This window comes from Parazoarcus communis SWub3 = DSM 12120, assembly GCF_003226565.1.
Lineage (GTDB): Bacteria > Pseudomonadota > Gammaproteobacteria > Burkholderiales > Rhodocyclaceae > Parazoarcus > Parazoarcus communis.
In genome coordinates this window covers 643,658-668,541 of record NZ_QKOE01000001.1, presented here as the reverse complement: position 1 = coordinate 668,541, position 24,884 = coordinate 643,658, and the positions used below count along the sequence as shown (strand labels likewise).

The 24,884-nt window shown below is 63.0% G+C and carries 21 protein-coding genes; 7 read left to right on the top strand and 14 right to left on the bottom strand.

Going from position 1 to position 24,884, the window contains the following annotated elements; translation table 11 throughout:
* Window positions 1-66 precede the first annotated feature (66 nt).
* Genes DNK49_RS03095 through DNK49_RS03065 form a run of 7 tightly spaced genes read left to right on the top strand, consistent with a single transcriptional unit; the run spans window position 67 to window position 9,946 of the window.
* Complete coding sequence (locus tag DNK49_RS03095; RefSeq protein WP_110522824.1) at window positions 67-2,130, top strand: acyltransferase family protein; 2,064 nt, start codon at window positions 67-69, stop codon at window positions 2,128-2,130.
* A gap of 41 nt (window positions 2,131-2,171) precedes the next feature.
* Window positions 2,172-3,965: a lipid A export permease/ATP-binding protein MsbA gene (gene msbA / locus DNK49_RS03090; RefSeq protein ID WP_110522823.1), complete on the top strand. Its 1,794-nt coding sequence runs from the start codon at window positions 2,172-2,174 to the stop codon at window positions 3,963-3,965.
* A 17-nt stretch (window positions 3,966-3,982) separates the two neighbouring features.
* Window positions 3,983-6,022: an acyltransferase family protein gene (locus tag DNK49_RS03085; protein WP_110522822.1), complete on the top strand. Its 2,040-nt coding sequence runs from the start codon at window positions 3,983-3,985 to the stop codon at window positions 6,020-6,022.
* Between the two features lie 39 nt (window positions 6,023-6,061).
* The gene (locus tag DNK49_RS03080) at window positions 6,062-7,192 is read left to right on the top strand and encodes a glycosyltransferase (protein WP_110522821.1); all 1,131 of its coding nucleotides are present in this window, start codon (window positions 6,062-6,064) and stop codon (window positions 7,190-7,192) included.
* Window positions 7,193-7,206: 14 nt separating this feature from the next.
* Window positions 7,207-8,094 (top strand): DUF6625 family protein, encoded by an 888-nt coding sequence (locus DNK49_RS03075; protein WP_110522820.1) that lies wholly within the window; start codon window positions 7,207-7,209, stop codon window positions 8,092-8,094.
* Entirely contained in the window at window positions 8,094-9,050 is a 957-nt protein-coding gene (locus DNK49_RS03070) for a glycosyltransferase family protein (protein ID WP_110522819.1), read from the top strand. Before DNK49_RS03075 ends, DNK49_RS03070 begins: the two co-directional genes overlap by 1 nt.
* A 26-nt stretch (window positions 9,051-9,076) precedes the next feature.
* Complete coding sequence (locus tag DNK49_RS03065) at window positions 9,077-9,946, top strand: glycosyltransferase (protein WP_110522983.1); 870 nt, start codon at window positions 9,077-9,079, stop codon at window positions 9,944-9,946.
* Here DNK49_RS03065 and DNK49_RS24935 read toward each other — a convergent pair.
* The 14 genes from DNK49_RS24935 to rfaE1 all read right to left on the bottom strand — a co-directional run bounded on the left by DNK49_RS24935 (window position 9,931) and on the right by rfaE1 (window position 24,863).
* Entirely contained in the window at window positions 9,931-10,596 is a 666-nt protein-coding gene (locus DNK49_RS24935) for a CatB-related O-acetyltransferase (RefSeq protein ID WP_110522818.1), read from the bottom strand. The two genes, DNK49_RS03065 and DNK49_RS24935, sit on opposite strands and share 16 nt — an antisense overlap.
* Window positions 10,583-11,809, bottom strand: a complete 1,227-nt coding sequence (locus tag DNK49_RS03055) for an O-antigen ligase family protein (RefSeq protein ID WP_110522817.1) — start codon at window positions 11,807-11,809, stop codon at window positions 10,583-10,585. The genes DNK49_RS24935 and DNK49_RS03055 overlap by 14 nt, the downstream gene beginning before the upstream one ends.
* 17 nt (window positions 11,810-11,826) lie before the next feature.
* Window positions 11,827-12,924, bottom strand: coding sequence for a hypothetical protein (locus DNK49_RS03050; RefSeq protein ID WP_110522816.1), 1,098 nt, complete (start codon window positions 12,922-12,924; stop codon window positions 11,827-11,829).
* 24 nt (window positions 12,925-12,948) lie between these two features.
* Window positions 12,949-13,578: a BUD32 family EKC/KEOPS complex subunit gene (locus tag DNK49_RS03045; protein ID WP_243632220.1), complete on the bottom strand. Its 630-nt coding sequence runs from the start codon at window positions 13,576-13,578 to the stop codon at window positions 12,949-12,951.
* Window positions 13,579-13,662: 84 nt separating this feature from the next.
* Entirely contained in the window at window positions 13,663-15,705 is a 2,043-nt protein-coding gene (locus DNK49_RS03040; protein ID WP_110522815.1) for an LTA synthase family protein, read from the bottom strand.
* Window positions 15,706-15,791: 86 nt separating this feature from the next.
* A complete protein-coding gene (locus DNK49_RS03035; protein ID WP_110522814.1) occupies window positions 15,792-17,246 on the bottom strand; it encodes a lipopolysaccharide kinase InaA family protein in 1,455 nt (484 codons plus the stop codon).
* Window positions 17,243-18,022, bottom strand: coding sequence for a lipopolysaccharide kinase InaA family protein (locus DNK49_RS03030; protein WP_110522813.1), 780 nt, complete (start codon window positions 18,020-18,022; stop codon window positions 17,243-17,245). The genes DNK49_RS03035 and DNK49_RS03030 overlap by 4 nt, the downstream gene beginning before the upstream one ends.
* Window positions 18,023-18,029: 7 nt before the next feature.
* Window positions 18,030-18,779 carry a lipopolysaccharide kinase InaA family protein gene (locus DNK49_RS03025; RefSeq protein ID WP_110522812.1) on the bottom strand — a complete coding sequence of 250 codons (750 nt, stop codon included), beginning with the start codon at window positions 18,777-18,779 and terminating at the stop codon, window positions 18,030-18,032.
* Window positions 18,776-19,615, bottom strand: a complete 840-nt coding sequence (rfaP, locus tag DNK49_RS03020; protein ID WP_110522811.1) for a lipopolysaccharide core heptose(I) kinase RfaP — start codon at window positions 19,613-19,615, stop codon at window positions 18,776-18,778. The genes DNK49_RS03025 and rfaP overlap by 4 nt, the downstream gene beginning before the upstream one ends.
* Window positions 19,612-20,745 carry a glycosyltransferase family 4 protein gene (locus DNK49_RS03015; protein ID WP_110522810.1) on the bottom strand — a complete coding sequence of 378 codons (1,134 nt, stop codon included), beginning with the start codon at window positions 20,743-20,745 and terminating at the stop codon, window positions 19,612-19,614. The genes rfaP and DNK49_RS03015 overlap by 4 nt, the downstream gene beginning before the upstream one ends.
* A complete protein-coding gene (gene waaC / locus DNK49_RS03010; RefSeq protein ID WP_110522809.1) occupies window positions 20,745-21,872 on the bottom strand; it encodes a lipopolysaccharide heptosyltransferase I in 1,128 nt (375 codons plus the stop codon). Before waaC ends, DNK49_RS03015 begins: the two co-directional genes overlap by 1 nt.
* Before the next feature lie 7 nt (window positions 21,873-21,879).
* Window positions 21,880-22,917 (bottom strand): lipopolysaccharide heptosyltransferase II, encoded by a 1,038-nt coding sequence (gene waaF / locus DNK49_RS03005; RefSeq protein WP_110522808.1) that lies wholly within the window; start codon window positions 22,915-22,917, stop codon window positions 21,880-21,882.
* 11 nt (window positions 22,918-22,928) lie between these two features.
* Window positions 22,929-23,891, bottom strand: a complete 963-nt coding sequence (gene rfaD / locus DNK49_RS03000; RefSeq protein WP_110522807.1) for an ADP-glyceromanno-heptose 6-epimerase — start codon at window positions 23,889-23,891, stop codon at window positions 22,929-22,931.
* A gap of 24 nt (window positions 23,892-23,915) precedes the next feature.
* Complete coding sequence (rfaE1, locus tag DNK49_RS02995) at window positions 23,916-24,863, bottom strand: D-glycero-beta-D-manno-heptose-7-phosphate kinase (RefSeq protein ID WP_110522806.1); 948 nt, start codon at window positions 24,861-24,863, stop codon at window positions 23,916-23,918.
* Between the last annotated feature and the right edge of the window lie 21 nt (window positions 24,864-24,884).

The window sequence follows — 24,884 nt, the reverse complement described above, 5'->3', positions numbered from 1 at the left end:
GGTGCAGCGCTCGTCTTGTGTGCCGATCGGCGCGCAATGATGCTGTTCCGATAACGACCCAAACCCATGTTCTTAGTGTCCCCTGTTTTAACCTACCGTCCCGATATTGATGGCCTGCGTGCGATTGCCGTGCTGGCGGTCGTCATCTTTCACGCGTTTCCGCAGGCTTTGCCTGGGGGCTTTGTCGGGGTAGACGTCTTTTTCGTCATTTCCGGTTACCTGATCTCGTCGATCATCTTCAAGGCGCTCGACGGCGGGACGTTCAGTTTTGCGGATTTCTATGCCCGCCGGGTGCGACGGGTCTTCCCCGCGCTTGTGTTGGTGGTGCTGACGTCCTTGCTGCTGGGCTGGGCAGTGCTGCTGCCTGACGAATATGCCCAACTGGGCAAGCATGCCGCGGCAGGTCTGGGTTTTGTGGCCAATGTGGCCTACTGGATGGAGTCCGGCTACTTCGATACTGCGGCAGAGCTCAAGCCTCTGCTGCATCTTTGGTCTCTTGGGGTTGAGGAGCAGTTCTACATCGTCTGGCCGGCCGTGGTGCTGTTGCTGTGGCGTTTTGGGTCTGGCCTGTGGTGGGCGACTGCGGGGCTGGCGTTGGTGTCGTTCGGGATTTCGGTCTGGCTGAGCCCGGTGTTCCCCTCGGCAAGCTATTTTCTGCCTTTCTCGCGAGCCTGGGAGTTGCTGGCAGGCGCCATGCTGGCACTGGCGCTGCGCAGTCGCGGCGGGCAGTCGTTTGTCAGGCCTGGCCTGTTGCAGGAGACGCTTGTTGGCCTGGGCTTGGTGCTGATCGTGCTGGCGCTGGTGCTGGTCAACAAAACCCGCGATTTTCCGGGCGCCTGGGCCTTGCTGCCAGTGTTGGGCGCGGTGTTGCTGATTGCCTGTGCGCCGGGCTCCTGGATCGGGCGTCGGTTGCTGTCGAATCGCGTCATGGTGTGGCTTGGTCTGATCAGCTTCCCGCTGTATCTATGGCACTGGCCCTTGTTGGCTTTCCTGCGCATTGTCAAAGGCGGCGAACTTGACGGGCAATTGCTGCTGGCTGCGGTCGGTTTGGCGATCGTGCTGGCCTGGCTGACCTATCGACTCATCGAAGCACCGGTGCGCCATTTGCCGGGTTGGCGGACGGTGGCTGCGCTCGTGCTGATCTGTGTCGTGGTGGGTGGGCAGGGTTGGAGCACCTTCAATCGTGAAGGGATGCCGTTCAGGTTGAAGGATGCGCAAGCCAAGGAGGAGGCAGGGGCAATGGCCTGGCCTTCGCACCTCAGCGGCAGCGAGGCGTGCGGTGACGGCGTGCCGGAGCACCTCGTGGGGCGCTGCCTGGTCGCCGATGTGACGCGCGTGCCGGATGTCGCTCTGATTGGTGACAGCCACGCAAATCACTATTACTGGGGGTTGTCCCGCGAATTGGCTTCTATGAACCTGAACCTGCTTCAGTTTGCAGCCGAGGGGTGCCCTTTGTTATTTGACTACGATCTGCTTCAGGGCGGCGAGTCGCAGGGATGTCGTGCAGTAGCGATGTCTGCCTTTCAGCACGTGCTCGATACCTCTTCCATTCATACGGTGATTCTGGCTGGGCGCTGGGTGGCCGCAATGACGGGGGTTCAGTTGGCGGGACGAAGCGACGTGGGTAGGAATATCGTGGCCGTCGGGCGCGATGGCGTCTCGGTGTCATTGAGCCGGGCCGAGGTGTTGATCGAGGCGGTGGATCGTACATTGTCGGTGCTGCAGGCTGCAGGCAAACGGGTGATTTTTCTCGATTCTGTACCAGAGCTCGATTTCAACATCCGGGAGTGTATCGCCTGGGAGCCGAATCGTTTCGTCAAGCGGATTCCCCGAACGGAGTGCGAGGTGTCGCGCGAGCGGATCGAGGTGCGTGCGGAACAGTATCGTCCCGCGCTATATCATGTCCTTGAGCGTCATCCAGCTGTGAGCGTCATCGATCCCGTCGGCTACATGTGCGATGCACGGGCCTGCTACGGACGGCGTGATGGTGTGCTGCTGTATCGTGATGACGACCACCTGTCCCTGGGTGGTTCGTACTGGGTCGCAGGGCAATTGCGGGATGCGTTTGCCGCGGCGCTGCTGCGGCCGCTCGCCACCGTACCGGCAGTGGTCGGCGGCGGCGAGGGTTAGCGCTGTGCTACCATCGCCCCACTTTTTTCTCGTGTAACGGTATGTCGCGACCCGACGCTTCGACGGCTTCCAGCCTCAAGGTCTACTTACGGCTGTTGTCGTACCTGAGGCCGTATGTCGTTCCTTTCGCGATCAGTATCGTGGGGTTCATCATCTTTGCGTCGGCACAGCCGATGCTGGCTGGCGTGCTCAAGTACTTCGTCGACGGTTTGACCGATCCTGCGCTGGTGCAGTGGTCATCTGTTCCGGTACTGGGGTCGATGGACGTCATTCAGGCGGTTCCAGTACTGATCATCCTGATTGCGCTGTGGCAGGGTATAGGCTCCTATCTGGGAAACTATTTTCTCGCCAAGGTTTCGCTGGGGCTTGTGCATGACCTGCGGCTTGCCCTGTTCGACAATCTGCTGACCCTGCCCAATCGCTATTTCGACACCCATAACTCCGGGCACCTGATCTCGCGCATCACCTTCAACGTCACCATGGTGACCGGTGCCGCGACCGATGCGATCAAGGTGTTGATCCGTGAGGGGCTGACAGTCGTCTTCCTGTTCGCCTACCTGATGTGGATGAACTGGAAACTCACATTGGTCATGGTGGCGATCCTGCCAGTCATCGGTGTGCTGGTTGGCGCTGCAAACCGCAAGTTCCGCAAGCAGGCGAAGAAAATCCAGTTGGCAATGGGAGACGTGACGCATGTGGCGTCGGAGTTCATCCAGGGCTACCGCGTGGTTCGCAGTTTCGGTGGGGCGCCTTACGAGTCTGCCCGCTTCCGTGCGGCCAGCGATGACAGCACCCGTAAGCAGCTCCGTATGGTCAAGACCGGGGCAACCTACACCCCGACCCTGCAACTGGTCACCTATTCCGCCATGGCGGTCGTGCTGTTCCTGGTGTTGATGCTGCGGGGCGAGGCCACGGTGGGGGATCTGGTTGCCTACATCACGGCTGCGGGACTGCTGCCGAAGCCGATCCGGCAATTGTCCGAGGTCAGTTCCACCATCCAGAAAGGCGTGGCCGGAGCCGAGAGTATCTTTGCCCAGCTCGATGAGACGCCGGAGTGCGACACCGGGACCGTCGAGCGCGACCGCGTCGCCGGACATCTGCTGGTACGTGATCTGAGCTTCCGTTACCCGGGTAGCGAACGCGATGTACTCGAAAACGTCGAGTTCGAGGTGCCGCCCGGAAAAATGGTGGCGCTGGTGGGGCGGTCGGGGAGTGGCAAATCGACACTGGTTAACCTGATTCCACGCTTCTATCACCATGCAGGTGGGCAAATCCTTATCGACGGTGTCGATGTGGAGGATTACACCCTGAGCAATCTGCGCAAGCATATTGCGCTGGTGACCCAGCAGGTCACCCTGTTCAACGACACCGTGGCGGCAAACATTGCTTATGGCGAACTTGCCGGGATGCCGCGACAGGCTATCGAACAGGCCGCTGAGGCGGCCTACGCGATGGAATTCATCGAGCGCCTGCCCCAGGGGCTGGACACGCCGATCGGCGAGAACGGTGTGAACCTCTCTGGTGGACAGCGCCAGCGCCTGGCAATTGCCCGCGCCCTGCTCAAGGATGCACCCATCCTCATCCTGGATGAGGCAACCTCTGCGCTGGATTCCGAGTCGGAGCGCCACATCCAGGCTGCGCTCGACCACGCCACGCGTGGTCGTACCACGCTGGTCATTGCGCACCGGTTGACTACGATCGAGCGTGCCGATCTCATCCTGGTCATGGACCAAGGGCGGATCGTGGAACGTGGCCGGCATGCGGAGCTGCTTGCCGCCGGCGGACATTATGCGCGCCTGCATGCTCAGCACTTTGGTCAGCACGCCGAGTCGTAACACACTTTCAGATTGTCATGAGTCATCCCAATCCACATCTGGCCTACCGGGCCGATATTGACGGCCTGCGTGCGGTTGCCGTGCTCGCGGTGGTTCTGTTTCACGCCTTTCCGTCTTGGGTGCCGGGTGGATTCATTGGCGTGGACATCTTCTTTGTCATTTCCGGCTATCTGATCTCGTCCATCCTGTTCAAGGCGCTGGCGCAGGGGGAATTCAGTTTTGTTGATTTCTATGCTCGCCGGGTGCGGAGGATCTTTCCTCCCTTGATCGTGGTGGTGGCCTTTTGCCTCTTCCTGGGGTGGCACGTCCTGTTGCCCGATGAGTATGCTCAGCTGGGCAAGCATGCATTGGCTGGCCTCGGCTTTGTCGCCAATTTCGTGCTCTGGCAGGAAGCGGGCTACTTCGATAACGCTGCTGAGTTGAAGCCGCTGTTGCATTTGTGGTCCTTGGGCATCGAAGAGCAGTTCTACATTGTGTGGCCTGCGCTGGCGGTGATTGCCTGGCGCCTGGGTTGGGGGGCCGGACGCATCATCCTGGTCCTGGGCGGGGTGTCCCTGCTCGCGAGCGTGCTGCTGACCGGACCGGAGCCGGTCGCAAGTTACTTTTTGCCCTTCACGCGTGCATGGGAGTTGTTCGCCGGTGCGGGTCTGGCGTGGCTAGTTCATCAACGGCGCCTCACATGGGCTGGGGCGCGGGGCGCTGACATGGCGGCGCTGGTGGGGGCCGCCTTGATTGCGCTTGGCCTCGTGCTGATCGACAAGCATCGGGGGTTTCCGGGCGCGTGGGCCATGCTGCCGGTTGGTGGCGCGGTCCTGTTGATCTCTGCTGGGCCCCGGACGTGGGTCAATCGACATCTGCTGTCCAACCGGATGATGGTCGGGCTGGGCTTGATCAGTTTTCCGCTCTATCTGTGGCACTGGCCCCTGCTGTCATTCTTGAGGATCGTCTTTCCGGACCACGCGGATTCGGAGTGGGTATTGGTATCCGTGCTCGCCGCTGCGGTGTTCTTCTCCTGTATGAGTTACTGGTTGGTGGAGAAGCCGATCAGGCGGCAGGGGGGGCGTTGGGTCTGGGGCTTGATTGTCAGCAGTCTCGCGCTGGCAGTTGTTGCTGGTAACCTGTTTGTACGCGATGGCTGGGTGTTCCGGTTGAAGGGGGCGCAAGCCAAGCGGGAGGCGGTGGCCATGGAGTGGCCCAACAGTCTGCGGACGGATGCTGACTGCGCCGCACATTTTGACAAGGATCGTTCAGCCGGCTGGTGCATGATTGCCGACGCGACGCGCGTTCCGAACGCAGTGATCATCGGCGATAGCCACGCCAATCATTACTACTGGGCGTTCAAGGACGCCCTTCTTGAACGCAGCATCAATCTGCTTCAGCGTGCCCAGGGGGGGTGCATGCCCGTCCGCAGCGCAGATCTATTCAAGGAAGGACGATACCTGGGCTGTAACCTGACTACCGACGCAGCGTTTGACTATGTGCTGACCCATGTTGAGGTGAAAACGGTGATCCTCGCCGGCCGCTGGGGGGCTTACATCTCGCGCCGTGAGCTCAAGGACTGGGCGACGGGTGCCATCGAAGACCAGGATGTGGTGTTGGTCGAGAATGGGCGACGACGTGAGGGGCTGCCCAGCGAGGAGGCTTTCCAGGTAGGACTGCGACAGACGCTGCGCGAGTTGCTGCAGGCAGGTAAACGGGTGGTATTCCTGCATACCGTGCCGGAACTCGATTTCAATGCGCGAATGTGCGTGACCTGGGCGCCGAATGCGTATGTCAATCGCACGCCCCGGCCGGACTGTGAAGTGTCCGGAAGCCTGATCGAGGCACGTAACCGGGAGTTCCGTCCGGTGCTGGATCCGGTGCTGGCCGAGTTTCCCGCGGTAAGGGTGCTGGACCCGCATGAGGTGATGTGTTCCGAACGTGTCTGCCAGGGGCGCCAGGACGATACCTTGTTGTACCGTGATGATGATCATCTGTCGCTGGCGGGTGCTGACTGGCTGGGCAGGCGCTGGCGTGACACCATCGTCGAGGCGGTGACGTCCGGAGCGAGACCGTGATCCGGATGAGGTGCCCGATGGATCAAAGGGGTGCGAAGCATGAGTGAGCCCAGGATTCTTCAGTTCTGCCACTGTCACTATGGCCCGTTTCTTGACGTGGCGCGACAGTATGCGGTGCTGTTCCGCGATACGCCTTACAAGGTCACGACGGTCTATCTGACTGATCCGCCCAGTGAGTCCGTTGTCGAGCGCTCGGCATCCGACGAAGTGGTGTTTTTCGACTACGACGGCAAGGATGTCAGAGGGCTGAAGGTCGGGGCGATGCGCCGCCTGCGCGAAGTGATTGCCGGACGCGATTTCAGGCTCATCCTGGCGCATCGTTTCAAGCCGATCCACATCTCGTGCTGGGGTACGCAGTTGCCGGTCATTGGCGTGCATCATGCGTTCGGCGACTACGAACGCCTGACGCACAAGCTTTTTGCCCGCTGGTTTGGCCAACGCCTGGGCCTGCTCGGGGTCTCGGACGCCATCCGCGACGACATCCGCAAGGGGGTACCGGCGTGGCCCGCAGACCGGATCGAGACCTTGCACAACCGGATCGATGTCGACACGGTGCGTGCCGGTGTGCTGCCGCGCGAGGTGGCGCGTGACCGACTTGGGCTGCCACAGGATGCGTTCGTGGTTGGCAACGTCGGTCGTCTTCATCCGGACAAGGATCAGGCGACCCTGCTCCGGGCTTTCGCCCGGGCGCGGTTGGCCTTGCCGGCAGATGCCTTGCTGGTCATCCTCGGCAAGGGCCGGCTCGAGCAACAACTGAAGGCGCTGGCAGTGACGCTGGGCATTGCCGAGCAGGTGCGTTTTCTAGGTCAGGTGCCGGACGCCTGGCAGGCTTTTTCAGCATTTGACGTGTTTGCACTCAGCTCCGACCATGAGCCTTTCGGCATGGTATTGCTTGAGGCGATGGCGGCCGGTGTGCCGGTGATCGCCAGTGATTGTGGCGGCGCGCCTGAAGTGGTCGGCGGTGTCGGGGCCTTGTTCCCCTTGCGTGATGACGCTGCGTTGGCTGAGCAGTTGCTGGCACATGCCGGTTTCACGAATGAAACGCGGAAGGCAGTCGCTGAGCGAGCCCTGCTGCACCTGCATGCGCATTTCTCCGATGAGGCAGCACGCCGGCGCTTTTTCGCCTTGCCGATGGTTCGTGCCGTGCTCGGTGACGTCATCGGATCATGAGTACCGGGCGAACCATGCCAAGCTTGTGTTTCGTCATCCCTTACTTTGGCCGCTGGCCGTTCTGGATGCCGTTCTTCCTCGCCGGTTGCAGGGCCAATCCGACGGTTGATTGGCTGCTGTTTTCCGATTGCGGCCCGCTGCCGGATTGTCCGTCGAACGTCCGTGTGATTGAGACCAGCTACGCCGCCTATTGCGATCGTGTATCCGCGAGGCTGGGCATTGATTTTCATCCGAGCAATCCTTACAAACTCTGCGATCTGAAGCCGGCTTTGGGTTACATCCACGAGGCCGAGCTTGCCACTTATGATTTCTGGGCCTTCGGAGACCTTGATCTGGTGTTCGGCGACTTGCGTGCGTACTTTCATGCAGCGCGTCTTGCCGGCAAGGATGTGTTTTCCACGCATGAACGGCGGATATCCGGTCACTGTTGTCTGCTGCGCAATACCCAGGAGCTTCGCGAGTTGTTTCTGCAAATGAAGGACTGGCGTATCCGGTTGGCAATGGATCGACATGAGGGGCTGGATGAAGGGGCTTTCAGCCGTATCTTCATCCGCCGCAAGAACTGGCCCCGGCCCCTGGCCAGGCTGTTCTGGCGCCTGAACCCCTGGTATCGCCGCGCGGAGTTCATCGAGGCCTACAGCACGCCTGATGCCAAGGTGCCCTGGGTGGACGGTAGTCGCAATTTTCCGGCCAGCTGGTTCTGGCGTGATGGGGTCCTGACCAATGACCGCGATGGCGGGCGCACCTTTCCCTATGTCCATTTTCTGGTGTGGAAGGGGCTGGCCTGGAAACAGTTGAGCGAATCGGTGTTTGCCACTTATCCGAGCCTGGCGCGTGAGCCGGCCTGGCAGGTGTCGGCGCAAGGGTTTGAACCCCTTGTCACGCGAGCCGGAGAGATATGATGAAGGTGTTGTTACTGGTTCAGAAAGAGCAGCGGGTGATCCTCGATCGTTTGTATGAGGGGATTGCTGCACATGTCGACTGCGATCTGCGCTGGCTCAGCGATGAGGAGCAAGCAGATCTGCGTCGCTACTTCCGTGACAGGGTCGAGCTGTCCCGCTATACCCACATCGTGTTCTTCCTGCGTTTCAAGAAGGAGATCCGGCAGGTGTCCTTCATTCGCACGGTGCCCAATCTGGTCATCCTCGAACACGATGCCTGGCAGAATTATTTTCCGTGCAAGTATCAGGGCAAGTTCAGTGCGCACTACCGCAATTTGCCGGCGGCCCGGGTGCTGTGCTCGGGCTTTCAGGTTGCGGAGCGGCTGAAGGCGGAGGGAACCGACGCTGTTTTTGTGCCCAAGGGCTACGATCAGACCCTGCTGCGCAACCTGGGCAACCCGCGCGATATCGAACTCGGATTTGTCGGCAGCACCAAGAGCGGCATCTACGGCGAGCGCCGGGCCATGCTCGAGGACATTGCCCGGCGCGAACCCTTGCAGATTGTCCGGACCCGTTCGGGGGACGAGTACCTGCAGATGCTCAACCGTATCCGCTTCTTTGTCAGTGCCGACATTGGAATGGGCGAGTACATGATCAAGAATTTTGAGGCCATGGCCTGCGGGTGCGTGCTGCTCGCCTATGATCAGGGCGAGGCGGAGAATCGTGCCCTGGGGTTTGAGGATATGCATAACCTGGTGCTGTATCGCAATGTCGATGAGCTGCAGGCCAAGCTTGCGATGTTGCGCACCCAGCCGGATCTCGCCAGTCGTATCGCGGCGGCTGGCCAGGCGCTGGTCGAGCGGGATTACGCCTTTTCGCGGATCGGTGAGCGCTGTGTCGAGGCCCTTCAGGCCCCTTTGCGCGTTGCGCCCGCATTGGGGTTCTGGGCGCGTCTGCGCTTGCGTCTGGGGATGTGAGCATGGGACATGCCGCTCAACATGGAATGGCAGCAGAACCGCTGGTTACGGTCATCATCGCGTCCTACAACCACGCACCCTATATCGAGGCGTCGATCGAGAGCGTACTGGCGCAGACCTACCCGCATATCGAGTTGCTGGTGGTGGACGATGGGTCCAGTGATGACAGCGTGGCCCGCATCCGCACGCTGCAGCAGAAGCACGGCTTTGATTTTCGTGAGCAACAGAACAAGGGCTTGACGCATACGCTCAACGAATCGATCGCCCGTGCCCGTGGCAGCCTGATTGCGCCTTTTGGTTCGGACGACATCATGATGCCGGGGCGGATCGAGACCCAGGTCCGTTATCTGGCGGATAAGCCCGAGGTCGGGCTTTGTGGGGGCAATATCGAGTTCATTGACGCCGAAGGCCGGCTGTATCCGGACGCCGAGCAAAAACAGCGCGATATCGGCCCGCAACACATCGATTTTGACGATGTCTTTCTTGACCGGAAACCGATTCCACCAACGGCGACGTTGATGTTCCGCAAGGACGCACTGGACAAGGTCGGTGGCTTCAACCCCGAGATCCGTCTTGAGGACGTCTATATCTGGCTTCGGCTGACCCACGCGGGCTACTACATCGACCGTATTCCCGTGGTGATGGCGCGCTACCGGAAGCACGCCACCAATACCTACAAGAACCTGCGCTTCATGGCGGAGAGCCTGCTGCGCACCTATGCGGACTACGCAGACCATCCCGACTATGCGCGGGTTCGCCGGCGCCTGCTGGCATCACTGTTCGTCAAGGCCGCAGACCGTGACAAGGCATTGGCGCGGGATCTGCTCAAGCAACTGCCCTTGCGCCACTGGAACGGCAAGGTGGTGCGTGGCGTGATGCGTTATTTGCTGTCCTGATCTCGCGCCTTGCGCTCGCGGGCGTACGCCAGAAAGGGGCCGAGATCGGTTGAGCACAGCAGGCGCGCGATCTGGCGGACCTCGTCGGCTGGCCAGTGCCACCAGCGTGATTCCAGCAATGCGGTACGCGTCGGCTCATCAAATCGCCAGCGTACGACCTTGCCCGGGTTGCCGACGACGACTGCATAAGGCGGGACGTCACGGCTGACGACGGCATTGGCGCCGATCACTGCGCCATCGCCAATGGTCACACCAGCAAGTATCGTGACGCCGGTACTGATCCATACGTCGTTGCCGACGATGACGTCGCCCCGTGTCCAGCTGTAATCGGTGATGTCTTTCAATTCGTCGAAGAACGCGGGAAAGGGGTAGCTGCTCGCCCAGTCCACGCGATGCTGACCGCCGAGGAAGATCTGCACGTCGTGACCGATCGAGCAATAAGCCCCGATGCGCAAGGTACTGCCTTCCCCCCAGTCATGTACATAGGGCAGGCCGTAGGTGCCAATACCCATGGTATAGCTGGGGTAATGGGCGAGGAACTTTGCTTGCCCGCGCAGGAAGCTGGGAAGCTTCCTCAGGGCGCGACGTTCCTGGCGGGCGCGCCACCATCCGCGCAGGCCCTTGGGTTTTGCGTGCTCAGGTGCTCTCATGCGTCTTGTCCATCGACTTGTTTCTCAGTGCCAGCGCGGCCGCCAGGAAGGACAGCGGAATCCAGATCAGGAACCAGTGCTCCTTGGGACGCGACAGATAGGAAATGCCTTCGGTCAGACCGGCAACCAGTCCCGAGACGACCGCGGCGGAGCAGATGAGCACCATCGGGTCACGACGAGCCCGCCAACTGGAGACTAAGGCGATTCCGTAGAGACCGATCCACAGCAGTAGGCCGATGATGCCTTGCTGGCGCAGGACGGCCATCGGGATGCTGTGTGGATTCGGGTATTTCTCGGTGTCTCCCTCAATTTCGAGCATGATGTAGGCGTCATAGCCATATCCCAGCCAGGGGCGCAGGCTGACTTCACGCAAGGTTTCCGCCCAGAGTTGCGGGCGTAGCGAAAGCCCACGCTGGGTAAAGATCTCGGGCTCGGCACTGAGGATGGCAATGCTGGCAAGCGCGGCGACCAGACAGGCGATGGCCGCCCGTCTGTTGGTGCTGAGGAGTGCGCTCCACAGCAGCGCGGCGCCTGCGGCGGCCATTCCGCCACGGGATGCCGTGGCGAGGATGACTCCACCGAGGGCGAACATGGCAAGCATTTTCCACGGGCGATGCTGATTGCCCTCGACGATCCATGCAGCGATACAGAGTGCGAGGAAGAAGCCGAAAACATGCGCAGTCAGTATGGGGTTCGACAGTGCACGATAGCCAACCAACCGGGGCTCGCTCGCCGTCGTCAGGAACAGCAGGAGCGACACGGAACCAATACTGCAGGCGATTACAACTGCCAGCTTCAGGAGCTTTCGGGATCGCTGCGCATCTGCTAGTCCAACCTGCATGACGGCTGCAAAAAGCAGTGCAATGTAGAGTGGGCGCTTGAGCAGGCTCCCAAGACTCTTGTCGGTGTCTGACCATGCAATGCTCAGCATCACCCAGGCAGCAAAAGCAAGGTAGGACAGAAAGATCGGGGATGACAGCAGCAGCGGTCGGGCGTCCTTCTTGAGCAACAGCAGTACGAAAGCAGGCAGGGCAACCAGGGCGTAGAACAGGGTGTGGTACTCGGGTCGTTCTTCCGCCCACAACATGCCGGTCAGCAGGATCAGCAGACCGACCGGCAGGACGCCGGCTTCGAGCCAGCTGGCCAGTCGTGAGCACCACGCTGACGGAGTCGCATCCGGTTGAGCCGGAGAGAGCTTGGGCGGGGCATTCATCGTGGTTCTGTGGTGGGCTAGGGGATGTGCGCCGCAGCGGGGGCATGGGGGTTCTGGTCGAGAATTCCTCGGCTGCGGAGATGGGCTTCAATCATCGGTAGGTGCCCGCCAAGCAGGTGCCGGAACCGGTCTTGCTGGAACCATGCCGCAATCTCGTGTGCTTCATTCTTGGCGCGCTGCTCCAGATTGTTGACCGCTTTCTCCCACCATACCGGGCCACAGGCGCGGTCAAATTCGTTACTGTAGGGGTAGCAGCCGTACAGCAGTTCGCGCGCGAACTGACGCTGGGTGCTTGGCAGGATGCAGGTCCGCAACTTGATCATCAGACGGGTTGCCTGGGGGGGGCGCGGCAGTGCGTCCGTCACGCGCGGAATGTCGGCGACAGCCGCATCCGAGCATGGGGCTGAACCATGCTTGGCAATCCAGGCCTTGACCTTGGCACGAAAGATGTCCTTGCGGCTCCAGTAGTGATGGATCTCGTCCGGGCATTCCTCGAGCGACAGGCCTGCCTGATCTGCGGCAACGGCGAGGACGAACTCTTCCAGGGTGTAGGCGCCCTGAGCATGCGGAAAAAGTTCGTCCATCAGCTCGATCGAGCGCTCGAGGACTGATCTGTCTGCGCCGCAGAGACCGATGACGCCCGAATTGAGAAGCGGCATTTCCTTGCCGCCAAGCCCGCGAGCCTGCAGTTCCGCAGACAGGGTACGGTAAAGCAGTGCGTCAGGTCTGTCGCCGTAGCGCCCGCCGATCCGGTTGCACAACAGCTGGCCCTGTCGCACTTTGTCGAACAGCGTTTGGGGGGATTGATGAAAGAAGGTGTCGGTGTCGATCAATACCACTCGATCCTCGTCTCCTTGCAAGCGTTGCAACAGGGCCACATGCTTGGCGCGGAAATGATAGCCATGGGGGGCCCACCACGATTGCAGCGTCTGGCTGCTGACCGGGGTGATAGTGACGGGCAGTGCGGCATAGGGAGCAGGGTTGTCGGTCAGGACTTCGATCGCGATGTCCGCCCCGGGTGTGGAGCGAAGCCGGGTCAGGGCGCTGGCAATGCTGAAAAAGGCTTCCTGGTGGTAGGTTTCTGCACCGTAGACGATGTAGAGCAGTCGGTTCATGGCGTTGGAGGCTCCGGTCGTCGTTCAGCGAGTGTGCCGCGTGGTCGCACCGTCACGGTAGGCCGCGGTGAACAAGCCTCCAGCGTGAATCCACGCGGCTTCGTCTGCGTAGCGCAGCAGATGCTTCATGTTGCGCGCACGCTTGATACGGCCAAGTGGGCGTTGCTGGGTGCTCATGTCCGACACGTCGATCAGCCCCAGTCGTCCGTCAGGGGTGAGCACGACATTGCCCAGGTGCAGCGAACGGAAGTAGACCCCAAGGTGGTGAAGTCTGGCGACGAACGCGCCCAGCATGTGGCGCAACTGGTTCGCCTCATCGAGGGAGAGGGGCGCGCGTAGCCGATGCCTCAGCGTCGTGCCGACCAGCGGGCGGTAATGGACCACGTCCCGTGCCATGGCCTGTATGCGGTATAGCGTGACCAACTCCGGGCAAGGGATGCCACGATGCTGCAGGGCCCGAAGATTGTCCGCAAAGCGCTGCGCGTACGGATACAAGCCGGCCGAGCTTAGCAGACGCTTGCGCCGGAACAGTTTCAGATAAGTGTCGTCAGGGAGAAGAAGGACCTTTTCTCCGTAACGATCTGCCTCAATGACGCGAGCATTGGCTCTCAGGGTCATGAAGGCATCGGGCTCAAGCGGCGTCATCTTACCCATGTGTCTCATAGGGGCGCATTCTAACCCGGGCGGGTTAGCCCGTCGTGGCCGGGTTCATGCGCCCGCTTCGTGCTGTGGGCGATGTCAATCATCCACGACGTTGTCGTACATCATGAAGCGTGCGGCCTCATGCAGTCCGCGTGCCAGTGCGGATAGTCTCGCAAACTCCTCCGGCGCCGTTGCCGATACATCCTGCAAAGGTGTCCCGGATGCGAGATCGTGCATCGAGGCCTGGCTACCGTCCGCATTCATCGTGACCAGATGGTGACGCGTCACGGCTCCGATCAGTGGATATGCCCCCTCGCGAAGGATGACCGGAACGGCTCGTTCGCCTTCAGGCGGGGGCAGCTGCAGATCGCGCCCCATGGTTGCCGTGGTGTAATTCAGCCCCAGCATGCCTGCGACCGTGGGCAGGAGATCGACCAGGCTTGCCGCCTCCTCGGTGACGCGAGGTTCGATCCAGCGGGGAGCATGAATCATTGCATGCACATGCGTGCTTTCGAGATTGAGCAACTCGAACGCGGGTGGCATGAAAGGCAGCCGGGAGATCCGCCCGTTGTGGTCGCCGAAAAGCACAAATATCGTATTGTCGTAATAGCCGCTACGTTTTGCCATTTCGATGAAGCGACCTACGCTATGGTCGAGCAGGCGCACCGCGTTGAGCTGGGCGGTGCTCTGGAAACCGGCGGCTTCGGCTTCCGCATCCGGAATGTCCACCTTGACGAAGCCGTCGTTGTCTTCCGGAATGGTGAATGGGCGATGGTTTCCGGCTGTCTGGATGTAGGCAAAGAACGGCCCGGATTTCGCTTTTTCCCGCAGCAGCGCATCGGTTTCGCGGAACAGGTTCAGATCGGAGATCCCCCAGACGTCTTCATTGGGCGACTGCCAGGCGCCTTCTTCATGAAGCTGGATGTCTTCGATGCTGCCCTTGATCAGGGCGTTCATGTTGGCCCAGCCCGCGCTGCCGCCGACGGCGTAGATACGCTCGTAGCCTTTCAGGTCGTTGATCAGTACCTTCTGATTGCTGATGAACGGGTTGCGCGTGGCGCTTTCGCTGCGAGCCGCGTCGGGAATGCCAGTGATGCTGGCCCACACGGTTTTTGCCGTGCCCGAAACCGGCACATGGAAGTTCTTGAATAGCCAGCCTTCCGTTGCCAGTCGGTCCAGGTTCGGGGTGGGGTTCAACGGATTTCCGAACAGGGCGGAGCGACTGGCGCCAAGGGACTCAAGCATCACGAACACCACGTTGGGTGGCTTCGGACTCTGGATCCGATGTGCTTGCGGACCCACGGTGCGGGTCATCGTCAGGGTTGCCGGATCAGGCGTCGTGACGCCGAGATAGCGCGCCACGACGTCATAGTGCTGGCGTAGGGCGTTCTCGTCGTAGCGTTCTTGTGCGATGCGGTGGGTGTCGTAGATGAATATCGCCGGATTCAGGCCAAGTGCATCGACCGCGGGATTGCCGGAGAAGAAGGCGTCGCTCCAGCGCAAGGGTACCGGGTTCTGCAGATTCAGGTCATCCACCCGGCCAATCAGACCGAGGAAAACCAGTGGGATGACGACGGCCGCGGTGATGCCTGTACGCGTCCAACTGGGCTGGACACTGGCTTGGCGCTCAAGGAAGCGGCGCTGGATACGGGCAAGAAAGGTAATGAACAGGGCCGATGCGAGCAACCAGCCGAGCGTGATCCAGACTACTGGATAACTTTCCCAGACCATTTGCGTGGAGATGTCCGCATTGGAGAGGAAGCGCAATGCGGTGGCGCTGAGGCGTTGTTCCAGGTAGGCGTAGTGACCGAAGTCCAGGATGTGGATCAACAGTGTCAGCAGTGTGGCGATGCCGAGATAGAGCAGGGCGGCCCCACGTAACAAGCGACATTTTGTTAGGTTGAACCGTGGAATCGCCGCCAGCACCGCAACCGGCAGGCTGATCAGCAGGGCCAGGCGCAGATCGAAACGCGCGCCGATCGACAGCGCCTGGAGGATCGCGCGGGGGCTTTCGTGAACAAGGCCATGGTGGTCGGCAAAGAAGGCCAGAAACACCATCCTGAGCCCAAGCAGCAGCAAAAAGAATGACGCGACCAAGGCAGCGAAATAGCGGATGCGGCGGGATTTCAGCCAGGACATAGGAAGGTCTGGGAATAGAGAGGGGCGCTAGCTTAAACCCGGCGCGGGGGTGTTGGGGTAAAGCTTTGTATAGGCGGCGATACGCATCACTTGTGACGCACTCCCGCTGGCAACGCCCGGTCCAGCCAGTCGTGCAGTGCGCTGTCTGTCGGCCAGTTGCGCAGCAGGCGGGCACGATCGCGGGCCCATGCCCGGGTGTGGCTGCTTGCGCTGTGATGCTGTTTCATCGCGTCGAGATCGATGACCTGGATCTGCTCGCCATCCCAGAGCAGGTTGGTGGCCTTCAGATCGCCGTGGCTGATGTGCTCGCGGTGCAGCGTCGAAAACAAGGTCTGCAGTGCAGCGGCGATGGGGGGTGGGGGCGGTAGGTCGGCGTCGAGCAGGCTCAACAGGTCGGTGCCTGTGCAGCGTGCATTGATCAGCCAGGCGCGTCCACGCAGCGGTCCCCAGCGCTCCTCCACAATCGCCAGTGGTGCCGGTGTCGGGATGCCGAACAGGCGCAGGCGGTGGCCTTCGCGCCACGAGTGCCAGCCACGGCTGGGGCGCCACAGGCGGGACAGCGCGTGGCCCAGGCTTTTCCGGTTATAGCGTTTGATGACGACTGCCAGCCCGCCAGCGTCTACGCTGGCAACCGTGCAGGTGTTGCCACGTTTGAGCAACTGTCCGTTGTCGATTGCTTGGTCGAGGGTGTTGATGACGGTATCGATGTCTTCAGACTGCGCTCGCCATACCGCCTCGAAGCGGCGAAAGCGCTTGCGCACACGGAACAGCGTGCAGTCGCGGCCACATTTGTCCAGATAATCACGCAGGCGCCAGCGCGCCTCGCTGTCCATGGCACGATCGAGCACGGCGCGCTCGGGCTGGCGTCCCGCGGCGGTGGCGTAGGCGTTCAGCAGATCGGGGAAATGGGGTTTCCAGCTGCGCGGCAGCTGGGCGAACAGCATGCCGAGGTCGCGGGCAGCGGTCTTGTCCTCGAGCGTGGCGTGTTGGCGGACGGCATCGCCATCGATCAGCAGCAGTGCATCCGGTGTCTGCAGGAAATTCCCCAGATGCAGGTCATCATGGCTCAGTCTGGCGTGGTGCAGCTTGCCCAGCAGGGCGAAGGCGGATTGCAGCAGCGCCAGGTCCCTAGGTGCGCCAGGCAAGGGTGAGGCGGTTCTGCGCCAGACCTCCAGCAGGGTCTCCGCGTTGGTGAGATAGTCAATGGCCAGCATGTGACCGCCATTGGCGAGTCCGGCATGGAAAAGTGGTGCCGGTGTCGGAATGCCCGCAGTGGCCAGCCTGGTGATGCCCTGCCATTCGCGCGTCTGGTTGCGCGCGCTATGCTTGTCCACAAACAGTTTGGCCAGTACGAGCTTACCGTCGAGGAGGGCCTGGCCGACAATGCGCCTGCCAGGCAGCACGCGCAATGTGCGCAGCATGTGCAGGCTGCGTCCGTCGGCCAGCTGGACACGAAACACCGCCGGCGGCTGCCGTCCGGCGGTACGCAGGGAGGCCGCGTCCAGGAGCGCTGCGGATGATGAGCCGGGGGCCGGGGTCATCGATGTCGGGCCTTGCGACTGCGGCGGGCCTCGATGGCATGTGCCAATCGGCGACTGAGCGCGTCGGCCTGACCAATATTGCAGTAGCGCAGCAGGAAGCGCAGCCGGTCGCTACGGCTCAGGGTGCCGCTATGCCGGTTCAGGGTGTCGAGATCGCGCAGACCGCTGCGGCGGCCACGCAGGGTCCGGCGGGTTTTCTCGAGATCGATCAGGCAGGCTGCCGGGGTGCTGCTGTCTGCGTTGGGCAGGCGGACGAAGATGTGCTTCGGGTACAGGCAGTTGTGCAGCTGGCCTGCGTCGTGCAGCCGGCCGACCAGATCCGCCGCCGCATCGATCAGGGCATTGCGTTGGGCACGCGATAGCGCGTGCCAGTCCTGCATCCAGGTGTCGAGCGGGCGGTAGTCGTCGAGGGCATGGGTCAGCAGCAGGGCGCAGACCTTGCCGGCGATCTTGCGCTGCCCGAAGTAGGCCGCCTGCAGCGCGGGGATGTCCAGCTTGCGGTAGCGCTGGATGTTGCGGAATTCGCGCGCGAACGTGGCTTCACCCAGTGGGTGGAGCAGGCTGCGGCTGAGGTGGTCGATCTGTCGCTTCAGGTAGAAGGCGTGCATCTTGCCGTGCTCGTCACGCAGTTCCAGCCGGCTGACGCTGCTCCAGCCACCGCGCCCGGTGTTGGGGGCGTCCACCGCGTCCAGCTCGAGCGCCCACAGCGCACTGAAACGGTCCAGGCCGTGGCGGGCGAGCAGGGGGCGGCATTCCGGGGCAATGAAATCCTTCATTCCTGGTCTACTCCCTGCCGGCGAAGAAACGCAGGATATGCCGGATCCTGCCCTTGTCGGCGGCATCCAGCCGTGTCTTGCCGGCGTAGTCGAGGTAGAAGCGCAAGCGCTGGGTGGCGCTCAGGTGATACTTGGCGACCTTGTCCAGGCAAGCCAGGTCCTTGACCATGCGGTAACGCAGGAAGGGCCCCCACCAGAACTCGCCGGCCGGGCAGTCGATCAGGTAGAGCGCAGGCGGCGTGTCGCGGGTGACCAGCAGGTTGCGCCATTTCAGATCGTTGTGGGTGAAGCGATGGCGGTGCATGGCCTGGGTGGCGGCGGCCACCTGCCGCGATACCTGGGCGACCCAGGGGCGGTTGCGCAGGCAGGCATCCTTGTCCAGCGCCATGCGGTTGAGGTCCACAGTGTCGGGCAGTTCGGCGGTGATCAGCGCGCCGCGCACAAACCGGCCATGGCGGCGCTCCTCGCCCCAGCCCACCAGATGCGCGGTGGGGATGCCCCAGTCGGCGAAATGTTGCAGGTTTTCCCATTCGGCCCGAACGCGGGTGCGGCCCAGCCAGCGTCGCAGGGGGTTCTTGCCGGCACCGTGGTACAGCTTGACGTAATAATTGCGTGCGCCGACGCTGACCTTCAGTACCCGGCTCAGTGGATCGCGCGCGACCTGCTCGCCCTGAAGTGCGAACACCGCGTCGAGCGATGCGAATGCGGTGCGGGCGGCGGCGTCGAGACCGTCGCGTTGTAGTGTCCAGGCGCTCATCGCTGCAGCGCCGGGCGGTGTGCAAACTTGCGTTCGAAGCGTCGCTTCAGGCGCGCGGCTTCGCGTTCGAGCGCCTGCAGCAACCGGGCTTCCTGCTGCAGGATGTCACGCAGCGGGCGGTCGAAGTAGGCCTTCAGGAAGCGCAGCTTGTCACGCTGCGTCAGACCGATGTCGAGCGCCGAAAAGTACAGTGCCGACAGATCCTTGTCACGCCAGCGCCTGGGTGTGCTGCGACGGATCTGGGCGCGGTGCAGGTCGATCAGCGCCAGCTGCGGGCGCGTCGAGGCGCCGTCTGGCGCCAGTCTCAGCAGGAAGTGGCACAGGTAGAAATCGCGATGGTTCATGCCCCCCTGGTGCAGGCGGCGTGCGATATCGGCCACCTGCAGCAGCAGCGCACGCTTGTCGCGGGTGGCAGGGGGGTGTTCCCGCCATGTGCGGGTGACAACATCGAGGTCTTCCGCCGGCTCGATCGCCTCGGTGACGAGAAAGGACTGTCGCCGGGCCGGGCTGGCGCCGCACTCACCGTAGCCCACCGCAGTCATGGTGGGGATGCCGAGTGCGTGGCAGCGCTCGATGGCCTGCCACTCATTGCTGGCGCCCAGAATAGGACGGCGCAGGTGCAGCCATTCCTCGGCGATACGCCCCCAGCTGACACCGTTCTGCGCCTTCAGGTAGTAGCCGCGATGGTCGATCTCGAAGCGCAATGTACGCCGGCCCTCGATATCGCGGGCGAGTGCTCCGGCAGGTGCAGAGCGCGCCAGTTCGGCCGCAGCAGCGAAGGGGTCGCGGCCGGCCCACAGGGTGGTGAGCGGCGGACGCAGCTCGACCTTCCTCATCCGCGCTGGCCCACGATGATGTCAGCCGCGCGCTCGGGCAGACTGTATAGGTCGGCGCTGTCGGCAAAGGCCAGCGCGTTGTGCTGCCAGCAGCGCAGCGCATCGGGGTTGTCCAGCATGCCGCGCAGGGTGTCGTTGAGTGCGGTCTGGCTGAAGGGTTCGGCAACGATATTGCCCGCGTCGGCATCAAGGATGTAGTGCGCATAGCCGCAGGCGGCCGAGGCCAGCACTGGCAGGCCGGCGACCAGTGCTTCGAGCAGCACGGTGCCGGTGTTTTCGTGGCGAGCTGGATGCATCAACACGTCTGCGGCAAGCAGGAAGTCCGGCACGTCCTTGCGCCCGCCGGGCATGAACACCCGCTCGCCCACGCCCAGTCGTGCGGCCTGTGCAGTGAAGGGCGTGGGGTCGTCGGCGCCGATTGCCACCAGCCGGGTGCGGCGGCGCAAGGGTTCAGGCAGTGCGGCCAGGGCCTCGATGCTGCGGTCCAGCCCCTTGCGGTGGAAATCCGAACCAATCTGCACGATCAGCAATTCGCCATTCTGCAGGCCGAATTCGTCAGCGAAGCGCGCGCGCGCAGCGGTGCGTCGTGTACCCGCATCGGCGGGCGCGCGACGGTCGGGGGCGATGCCGGGGGGCAGCAGGTGAAAGCGCCGTGCGGGGGTGCCGTAGTGGCGTTTGAAAAGGGGTTGCTGGGTGGTCGAGATCATCAGGATCTCGGTATGGCTTTCCGGGCCGAACACCGCTGCCTCGTAGGCGGAAAAATGCCGGTAGCGCGGGCTGTAGCGATACAGGGGTTTGCGCAGGGTGCGCGCCTTTTCCTCGAAGCAGGGGTCGGCGGCGTAATAGACGTCGAGCCCGGGCATCTTGTTGAACCCGATCACGCGATCGGCAGGTCGGCGAGCGAGATCGGCCTGTACCCAGCGGGTGAATCCGGCATAGCGCCAATGGTTGAACACCGAACGTACCGGTACCTTGATCAGCTCGAAGCCTGGTGGCACCTCGCCTTCCCACTCCAGCACATAGACGCGGATGGCGTGGCCACGCGCCTGGCAGGCGAGCGCAATGCGCAGGAAGTCGCGTTGCAGGCCGCCGAAGGGAAAGTACTTGTACAGGCAGAAGGCGAGTTGCATCAATCGGGGTCCGTCAATGGCGGCGTGGGCGTGCCGGCCAGGTCTTCGAGTGCCGACCAGACTTGCGGCGGGGCGAGGCGGGTGAAGCACAGTGGATGTTCGGTGGCGAGGTCGAAGTGCTGGCGTTCATCGGCCGTTGCGACGTGATTGCAGGTCTTGCGCAGGCAGGGTGCGCAGCCGAAATCGCTGGCCAGGTGACGCTGGCGTTGCCCCCAGGCGCCGGTGTAGCCCGGGTTGGTGGGGCCGAACAGTGACAGTGTGGGCACATCCAGTGCGGCGGCAAGATGGCCCAGGCCGGTGTCGACCGCCACGCAGGCGCGTGCCTCGGCCAGTTCTGCGGCGAGGTCGGTCAGCGTCAGCCGTGGCAGTACGCTGGCGCCGGGAATGCCGGCCACGATGCGGTCGGCGCGTTCGTGCTCGGTGATGCTGCCCCAGGGCAGGCGCACGGCCCAGCCGTGGGCACTGGCGCGTTCGGCAAGTTGGCGCCAGTAAGTTTCCGGCCAGTGTTTGGTTGCCCAGGTGGTGCCGTGCAGGAAGACCAGGTAGGGGCGCGAGGTGTCCGGCTGGTGCGCGGCGGTGGCGAGCACGCGCGCGTGATCTAGCCCGTAAGTGGCCGCGCTGGCGCGAGTTGCGCCATCACGTGGGCCGCTGGCCTCCTCCGGCAGGCGGTAGCCCAGCGCCTGGGCGAAGAGCTCGCGCACGCGCAGCACGGCGTGCCGCCCCCATGGCACCGGGTGGCGGTTGTCGTAGAACAGGCCCGCCAGTGTTTCACGTGCGGACTTCCAATCCAGCCCATGTACCGGGCTGCGCGCGAAGCGACACAGGAAGGCGCTCTTGAGCAGGCCCTGGGCGTCAATCACCGCATCGTAGCCGGTGCTGGAGATTGTCCGGGTGAAGGCCTGCCACTCGCCGCTCTGGCGTGCCTTCAGCGGGTGTTTGCGCCAGCGCCTGACTGCGACTGGAATGACCCGGTCAACCGCAGGATGCCAGGCGGGGATCTCGGCGAAGGATTCCTCCACCACCCAGTCGAAGCGGATGTCCGGAAACACCTGTGCGGCGTCGGTCAGCGCTGGCAGGGTATGAATGACGTCGCCGAGCGAGGAGGTCTTGACGATGAGTACGCGCATCGCCGGCTCAGGCCTGTGTGATCGGCATGATGATGCGGCCGGCGGCGCCCAGGCAGTCAAGTGCTGCCAGCACCTGGCCAGGGGCGATGTCCTGCAGGCAACGGGTATGGCCTAGCGGGCAGACACGCTTGAAGCAGGGTGCGCATTCCAGGCGCAGGCTGGTGATCGCGACCCGCTTCGACAGCGGCGGGGTGTGTTCGGGGCTGGACGAGCCGTAGATGGCCACCAGCGGCAGATCCAGTGCCGCAGCAACGTGCATCAGGCCGGAGTCGTTGGTGACTGCAGCGTCGGCCAGCGCGAGCAGGTCCACCGCGTCGCCAAGCTGGGTGCGTCCGGCCAGGTTGTGCACCTGCGGCCGGTCGGCGGCGATCTCGGCGGCTGCCGCATGGTCCTTTTGTGCGCCAAGTATCCACACCTGGTAGCCGCGCTCCACCAGTTCGTCGGCGAGTGCGGCATAGTGCGGCAGCGGCCACTGCTTGGCCGGTCCATATTCGGCGCCGGGCATGAAGGCGATGGCGGGACGATCCTCGGCGAGGCCCAGGCGCCCGCGCAGCGTTGCCTGGTTGCCAGTATCGGCGAGCAGGTGTGGCCAAGGGAAGGGTGTCGGCAGGGGCATGCCGTCGGCCTGGCCGAGGGCGACGAAACGCTGCACCGTCATCGGTAGTGCGGTTTCGTCCAGGATGCGCAAGTCATTCACCAGGCCGTAGCGCATCTCGCCACGAAAGCCGGTGCGTTGCCCGATACCGGCAAAGAAAGGCACCAGCGCGGATTTGAGCGAGTTTGGCAGCAGGATGGCCTGGTCGTAGCCCGCGGCGGCCAGCTCACGCCCCAGGCGCCAGCGCGCGCCCAGCCCGAACTGGCCGTGGCCAAGCGGCATTACCAGACCCTTGCGGACCTCGGGCATGCGCTCGAGGATGGGCAGCGACCAGCCCGGCGCGAGCACGTCGATGGTGCATTCCCCGGCTTGCTTGAGCACCATGAACAGGCTCTGGGCCATGACCATGTCGCCCACCCAGGACGGACCGATGACGAGGATCTTGCGCATGCCAGGGTCGCTCAGCTGCGCGCGGCCAGCCAGTCGAGGTAAAGCGGTACGCCGGTTTCGACATCCATGAAGGGGCGGTCGTAGCCCGCCGCGCGCAGCGCGCTCATGTCAGCTTCGGTAAAGCTCTGGTAGCGACCCTTGAGATGATCGGGGAAGGGGATGTAGTCGATGCCACCGCCTTCCTCGCCCTGGGCGCGGTACCACTTGATCGCCGCCCGTGCGACGTCGTTGAAGCTTTGCGCCTTGCCGGTGCCCAGGTTATAGATGCCGGAGACCTGCGGGTTGTCGAGCAGCCACAGGTTGACCGCGACGATGTCGTCGACATGGATGAAGTCACGACGTTGTTCGCCCGGGCCATAGCCGTCCGAGCCTTCGAACAGACGCACCCGGCCGGATTCCTCAAGCTGGGTGTTGAAGTGGAAGGCAACACTGGCCATGCTGCCCTTGTGCTGTTCACGCGGGCCGTAGACGTTGAAGTAGCGCAAACCGACCACCTGGCTGTCGAGCTTGCCCAACTGGGGGCGCAGGTGGCAATCGAACAGGAATTTGGAGTACGCGTACATGTTGAGCGGCTGCTCGAAGCGACGCTCTTCGCGGAAGTTCGGGCCCATGCCATAGACGGATGCTGACGAGGCGTAGATCAGCGGGATCCTGCGCGTCACGCACCAGGCCAGCAGGGCCTTGGTGTACTCGTAGTTCACCTTCATCACGAAGCGGCCGTCCCACTCGGTGGTGGAAGAGCAGGCGCCTTCGTGGAACACGGCTTCGACCGTGCCCAGATCCTCTCCTGCCTGCAGACGGGCAAGAAAGTCGTCCTTGTCCATGTAGTCGCGGATGTCGGCGTCGGCCAGGTTGAGGCACTTGCGGCCGTCGCTCAGATCGTCCACCACCAGGATGTCGGTGATGCCGCGGGCGTTGAGCCCGTGCACGATATTGCTGCCGATGAAGCCGGCGCCGCCGGTGACGATGATCATCTGGTGCTCCTTAAGTTTCAGTTATCAGCCGGCAGCGAGCGCGCCTGCCAGCTCTTCGCGACTTACCGTGGCGGTGCCGAGCTTGCCGACCACGATGCCGGCGGCCAGGTTGGCCAGCGCGGTAGCCTGCGCCATCGGCAGCCCGCAGGCGAGGCCGGCGCCCAGTACGGCGACCACGGTGTCGCCTGCGCCGGTCACGTCGAATACGTCGCGTGCCCGGGTGGGCAGATCCAGTGCGGCTTGATCCTGTTGCAGCAGGGTCATGCCACGCTCAGAGCGGGTGATCAGCAGCGCCTGCAGGCCCAGCGCCTGGCGTAGCGCCTCGCCACGTTCGCGTACCGTGGCCTCGTCCTTGCAATGACCCACCACGGCTTCGAACTCGCTCATGTTCGGGGTAATCACCGTCGCGCCGCAGTAGCGGCCAAAATCGGTGCCCTTGGGGTCGACCACCACCGGTAGTCCGTGTTCGCGTGCCACCCGGATCAGGCTGCCGGCCTGGGCCAGCGTGCCCTTACCGTAATCCGACAGCACCACCGCGCCACGGTTCGCCAGCGCACCCTCGAACGCTTGTTCGATGCCGGCGCATTCGAGTACCGCGAAGTTGTCTTCGAAGTCGAGCCGGATCAGTTGCTGGTGGCGGCTGATGATGCGTAGCTTGGTGATGGTGGGGTGTTGCGGTGCCTCCAGCAGGTGGCAGACAACCTGGCCGGCTTCCAGCCTTTCGCGCAGCAGGCGGCCGGCCTCATCGCGACCGATCAGCCCTACCAGCGTGGTGAGCGCACCCAGCGAGGCGGCATTGAGTGCCACGTTGCCGGCGCCGCCCGCGCGGAACTCGTCGTTCTCGACCTTGACCACCGGGACGGGGGCCTCGGGCGATATCCGTGTGGTCGAGCCGTGCCAGTAGCGGTCGAGCATGACGTCGCCGACGATGACGAGACGACCGGTAGAAAAATCGGGCAGCGAGGTGGGCATGCAGTGCGACGACAAGTGAAA

Excerpts from the sequence above, each read along its gene's own strand:
- DNK49_RS03095 (WP_110522824.1), top strand. The coding sequence starts at position 67 with ATGTTCTTAGTGTCCCCTGTTTTAACCTACCGTCCCGATATTGATGGC.
- msbA (WP_110522823.1), top strand. The coding sequence starts at position 2,172 with ATGTCGCGACCCGACGCTTCGACGGCTTCCAGCCTCAAGGTCTACTTA.
- DNK49_RS03085 (WP_110522822.1), top strand. The coding sequence starts at position 3,983 with ATGAGTCATCCCAATCCACATCTGGCCTACCGGGCCGATATTGACGGC.
- DNK49_RS03080 (WP_110522821.1), top strand. The coding sequence starts at position 6,062 with ATGAGTGAGCCCAGGATTCTTCAGTTCTGCCACTGTCACTATGGCCCG.
- DNK49_RS03075 (WP_110522820.1), top strand. The coding sequence starts at position 7,207 with ATGCCAAGCTTGTGTTTCGTCATCCCTTACTTTGGCCGCTGGCCGTTC.
- DNK49_RS03070 (WP_110522819.1), top strand. The coding sequence starts at position 8,094 with ATGAAGGTGTTGTTACTGGTTCAGAAAGAGCAGCGGGTGATCCTCGAT.
- DNK49_RS03065 (WP_110522983.1), top strand. The coding sequence starts at position 9,077 with ATGGCAGCAGAACCGCTGGTTACGGTCATCATCGCGTCCTACAACCAC.
- DNK49_RS24935 (WP_110522818.1), bottom strand. The coding sequence starts at position 10,596 with ATGAGAGCACCTGAGCACGCAAAACCCAAGGGCCTGCGCGGATGGTGG.
- DNK49_RS03055 (WP_110522817.1), bottom strand. The coding sequence starts at position 11,809 with ATGAATGCCCCGCCCAAGCTCTCTCCGGCTCAACCGGATGCGACTCCG.
- DNK49_RS03050 (WP_110522816.1), bottom strand. The coding sequence starts at position 12,924 with ATGAACCGACTGCTCTACATCGTCTACGGTGCAGAAACCTACCACCAG.
- DNK49_RS03045 (WP_243632220.1), bottom strand. The coding sequence starts at position 13,578 with ATGGGTAAGATGACGCCGCTTGAGCCCGATGCCTTCATGACCCTGAGA.
- DNK49_RS03040 (WP_110522815.1), bottom strand. The coding sequence starts at position 15,705 with ATGTCCTGGCTGAAATCCCGCCGCATCCGCTATTTCGCTGCCTTGGTC.
- DNK49_RS03035 (WP_110522814.1), bottom strand. The coding sequence starts at position 17,246 with ATGACCCCGGCCCCCGGCTCATCATCCGCAGCGCTCCTGGACGCGGCC.
- DNK49_RS03030 (WP_110522813.1), bottom strand. The coding sequence starts at position 18,022 with ATGAAGGATTTCATTGCCCCGGAATGCCGCCCCCTGCTCGCCCGCCAC.
- DNK49_RS03025 (WP_110522812.1), bottom strand. The coding sequence starts at position 18,779 with ATGAGCGCCTGGACACTACAACGCGACGGTCTCGACGCCGCCGCCCGC.
- rfaP (WP_110522811.1), bottom strand. The coding sequence starts at position 19,615 with ATGAGGAAGGTCGAGCTGCGTCCGCCGCTCACCACCCTGTGGGCCGGC.
- DNK49_RS03015 (WP_110522810.1), bottom strand. The coding sequence starts at position 20,745 with ATGCAACTCGCCTTCTGCCTGTACAAGTACTTTCCCTTCGGCGGCCTG.
- waaC (WP_110522809.1), bottom strand. The coding sequence starts at position 21,872 with ATGCGCGTACTCATCGTCAAGACCTCCTCGCTCGGCGACGTCATTCAT.
- waaF (WP_110522808.1), bottom strand. The coding sequence starts at position 22,917 with ATGCGCAAGATCCTCGTCATCGGTCCGTCCTGGGTGGGCGACATGGTC.
- rfaD (WP_110522807.1), bottom strand. The coding sequence starts at position 23,891 with ATGATCATCGTCACCGGCGGCGCCGGCTTCATCGGCAGCAATATCGTG.
- rfaE1 (WP_110522806.1), bottom strand. The coding sequence starts at position 24,863 with ATGCCCACCTCGCTGCCCGATTTTTCTACCGGTCGTCTCGTCATCGTC.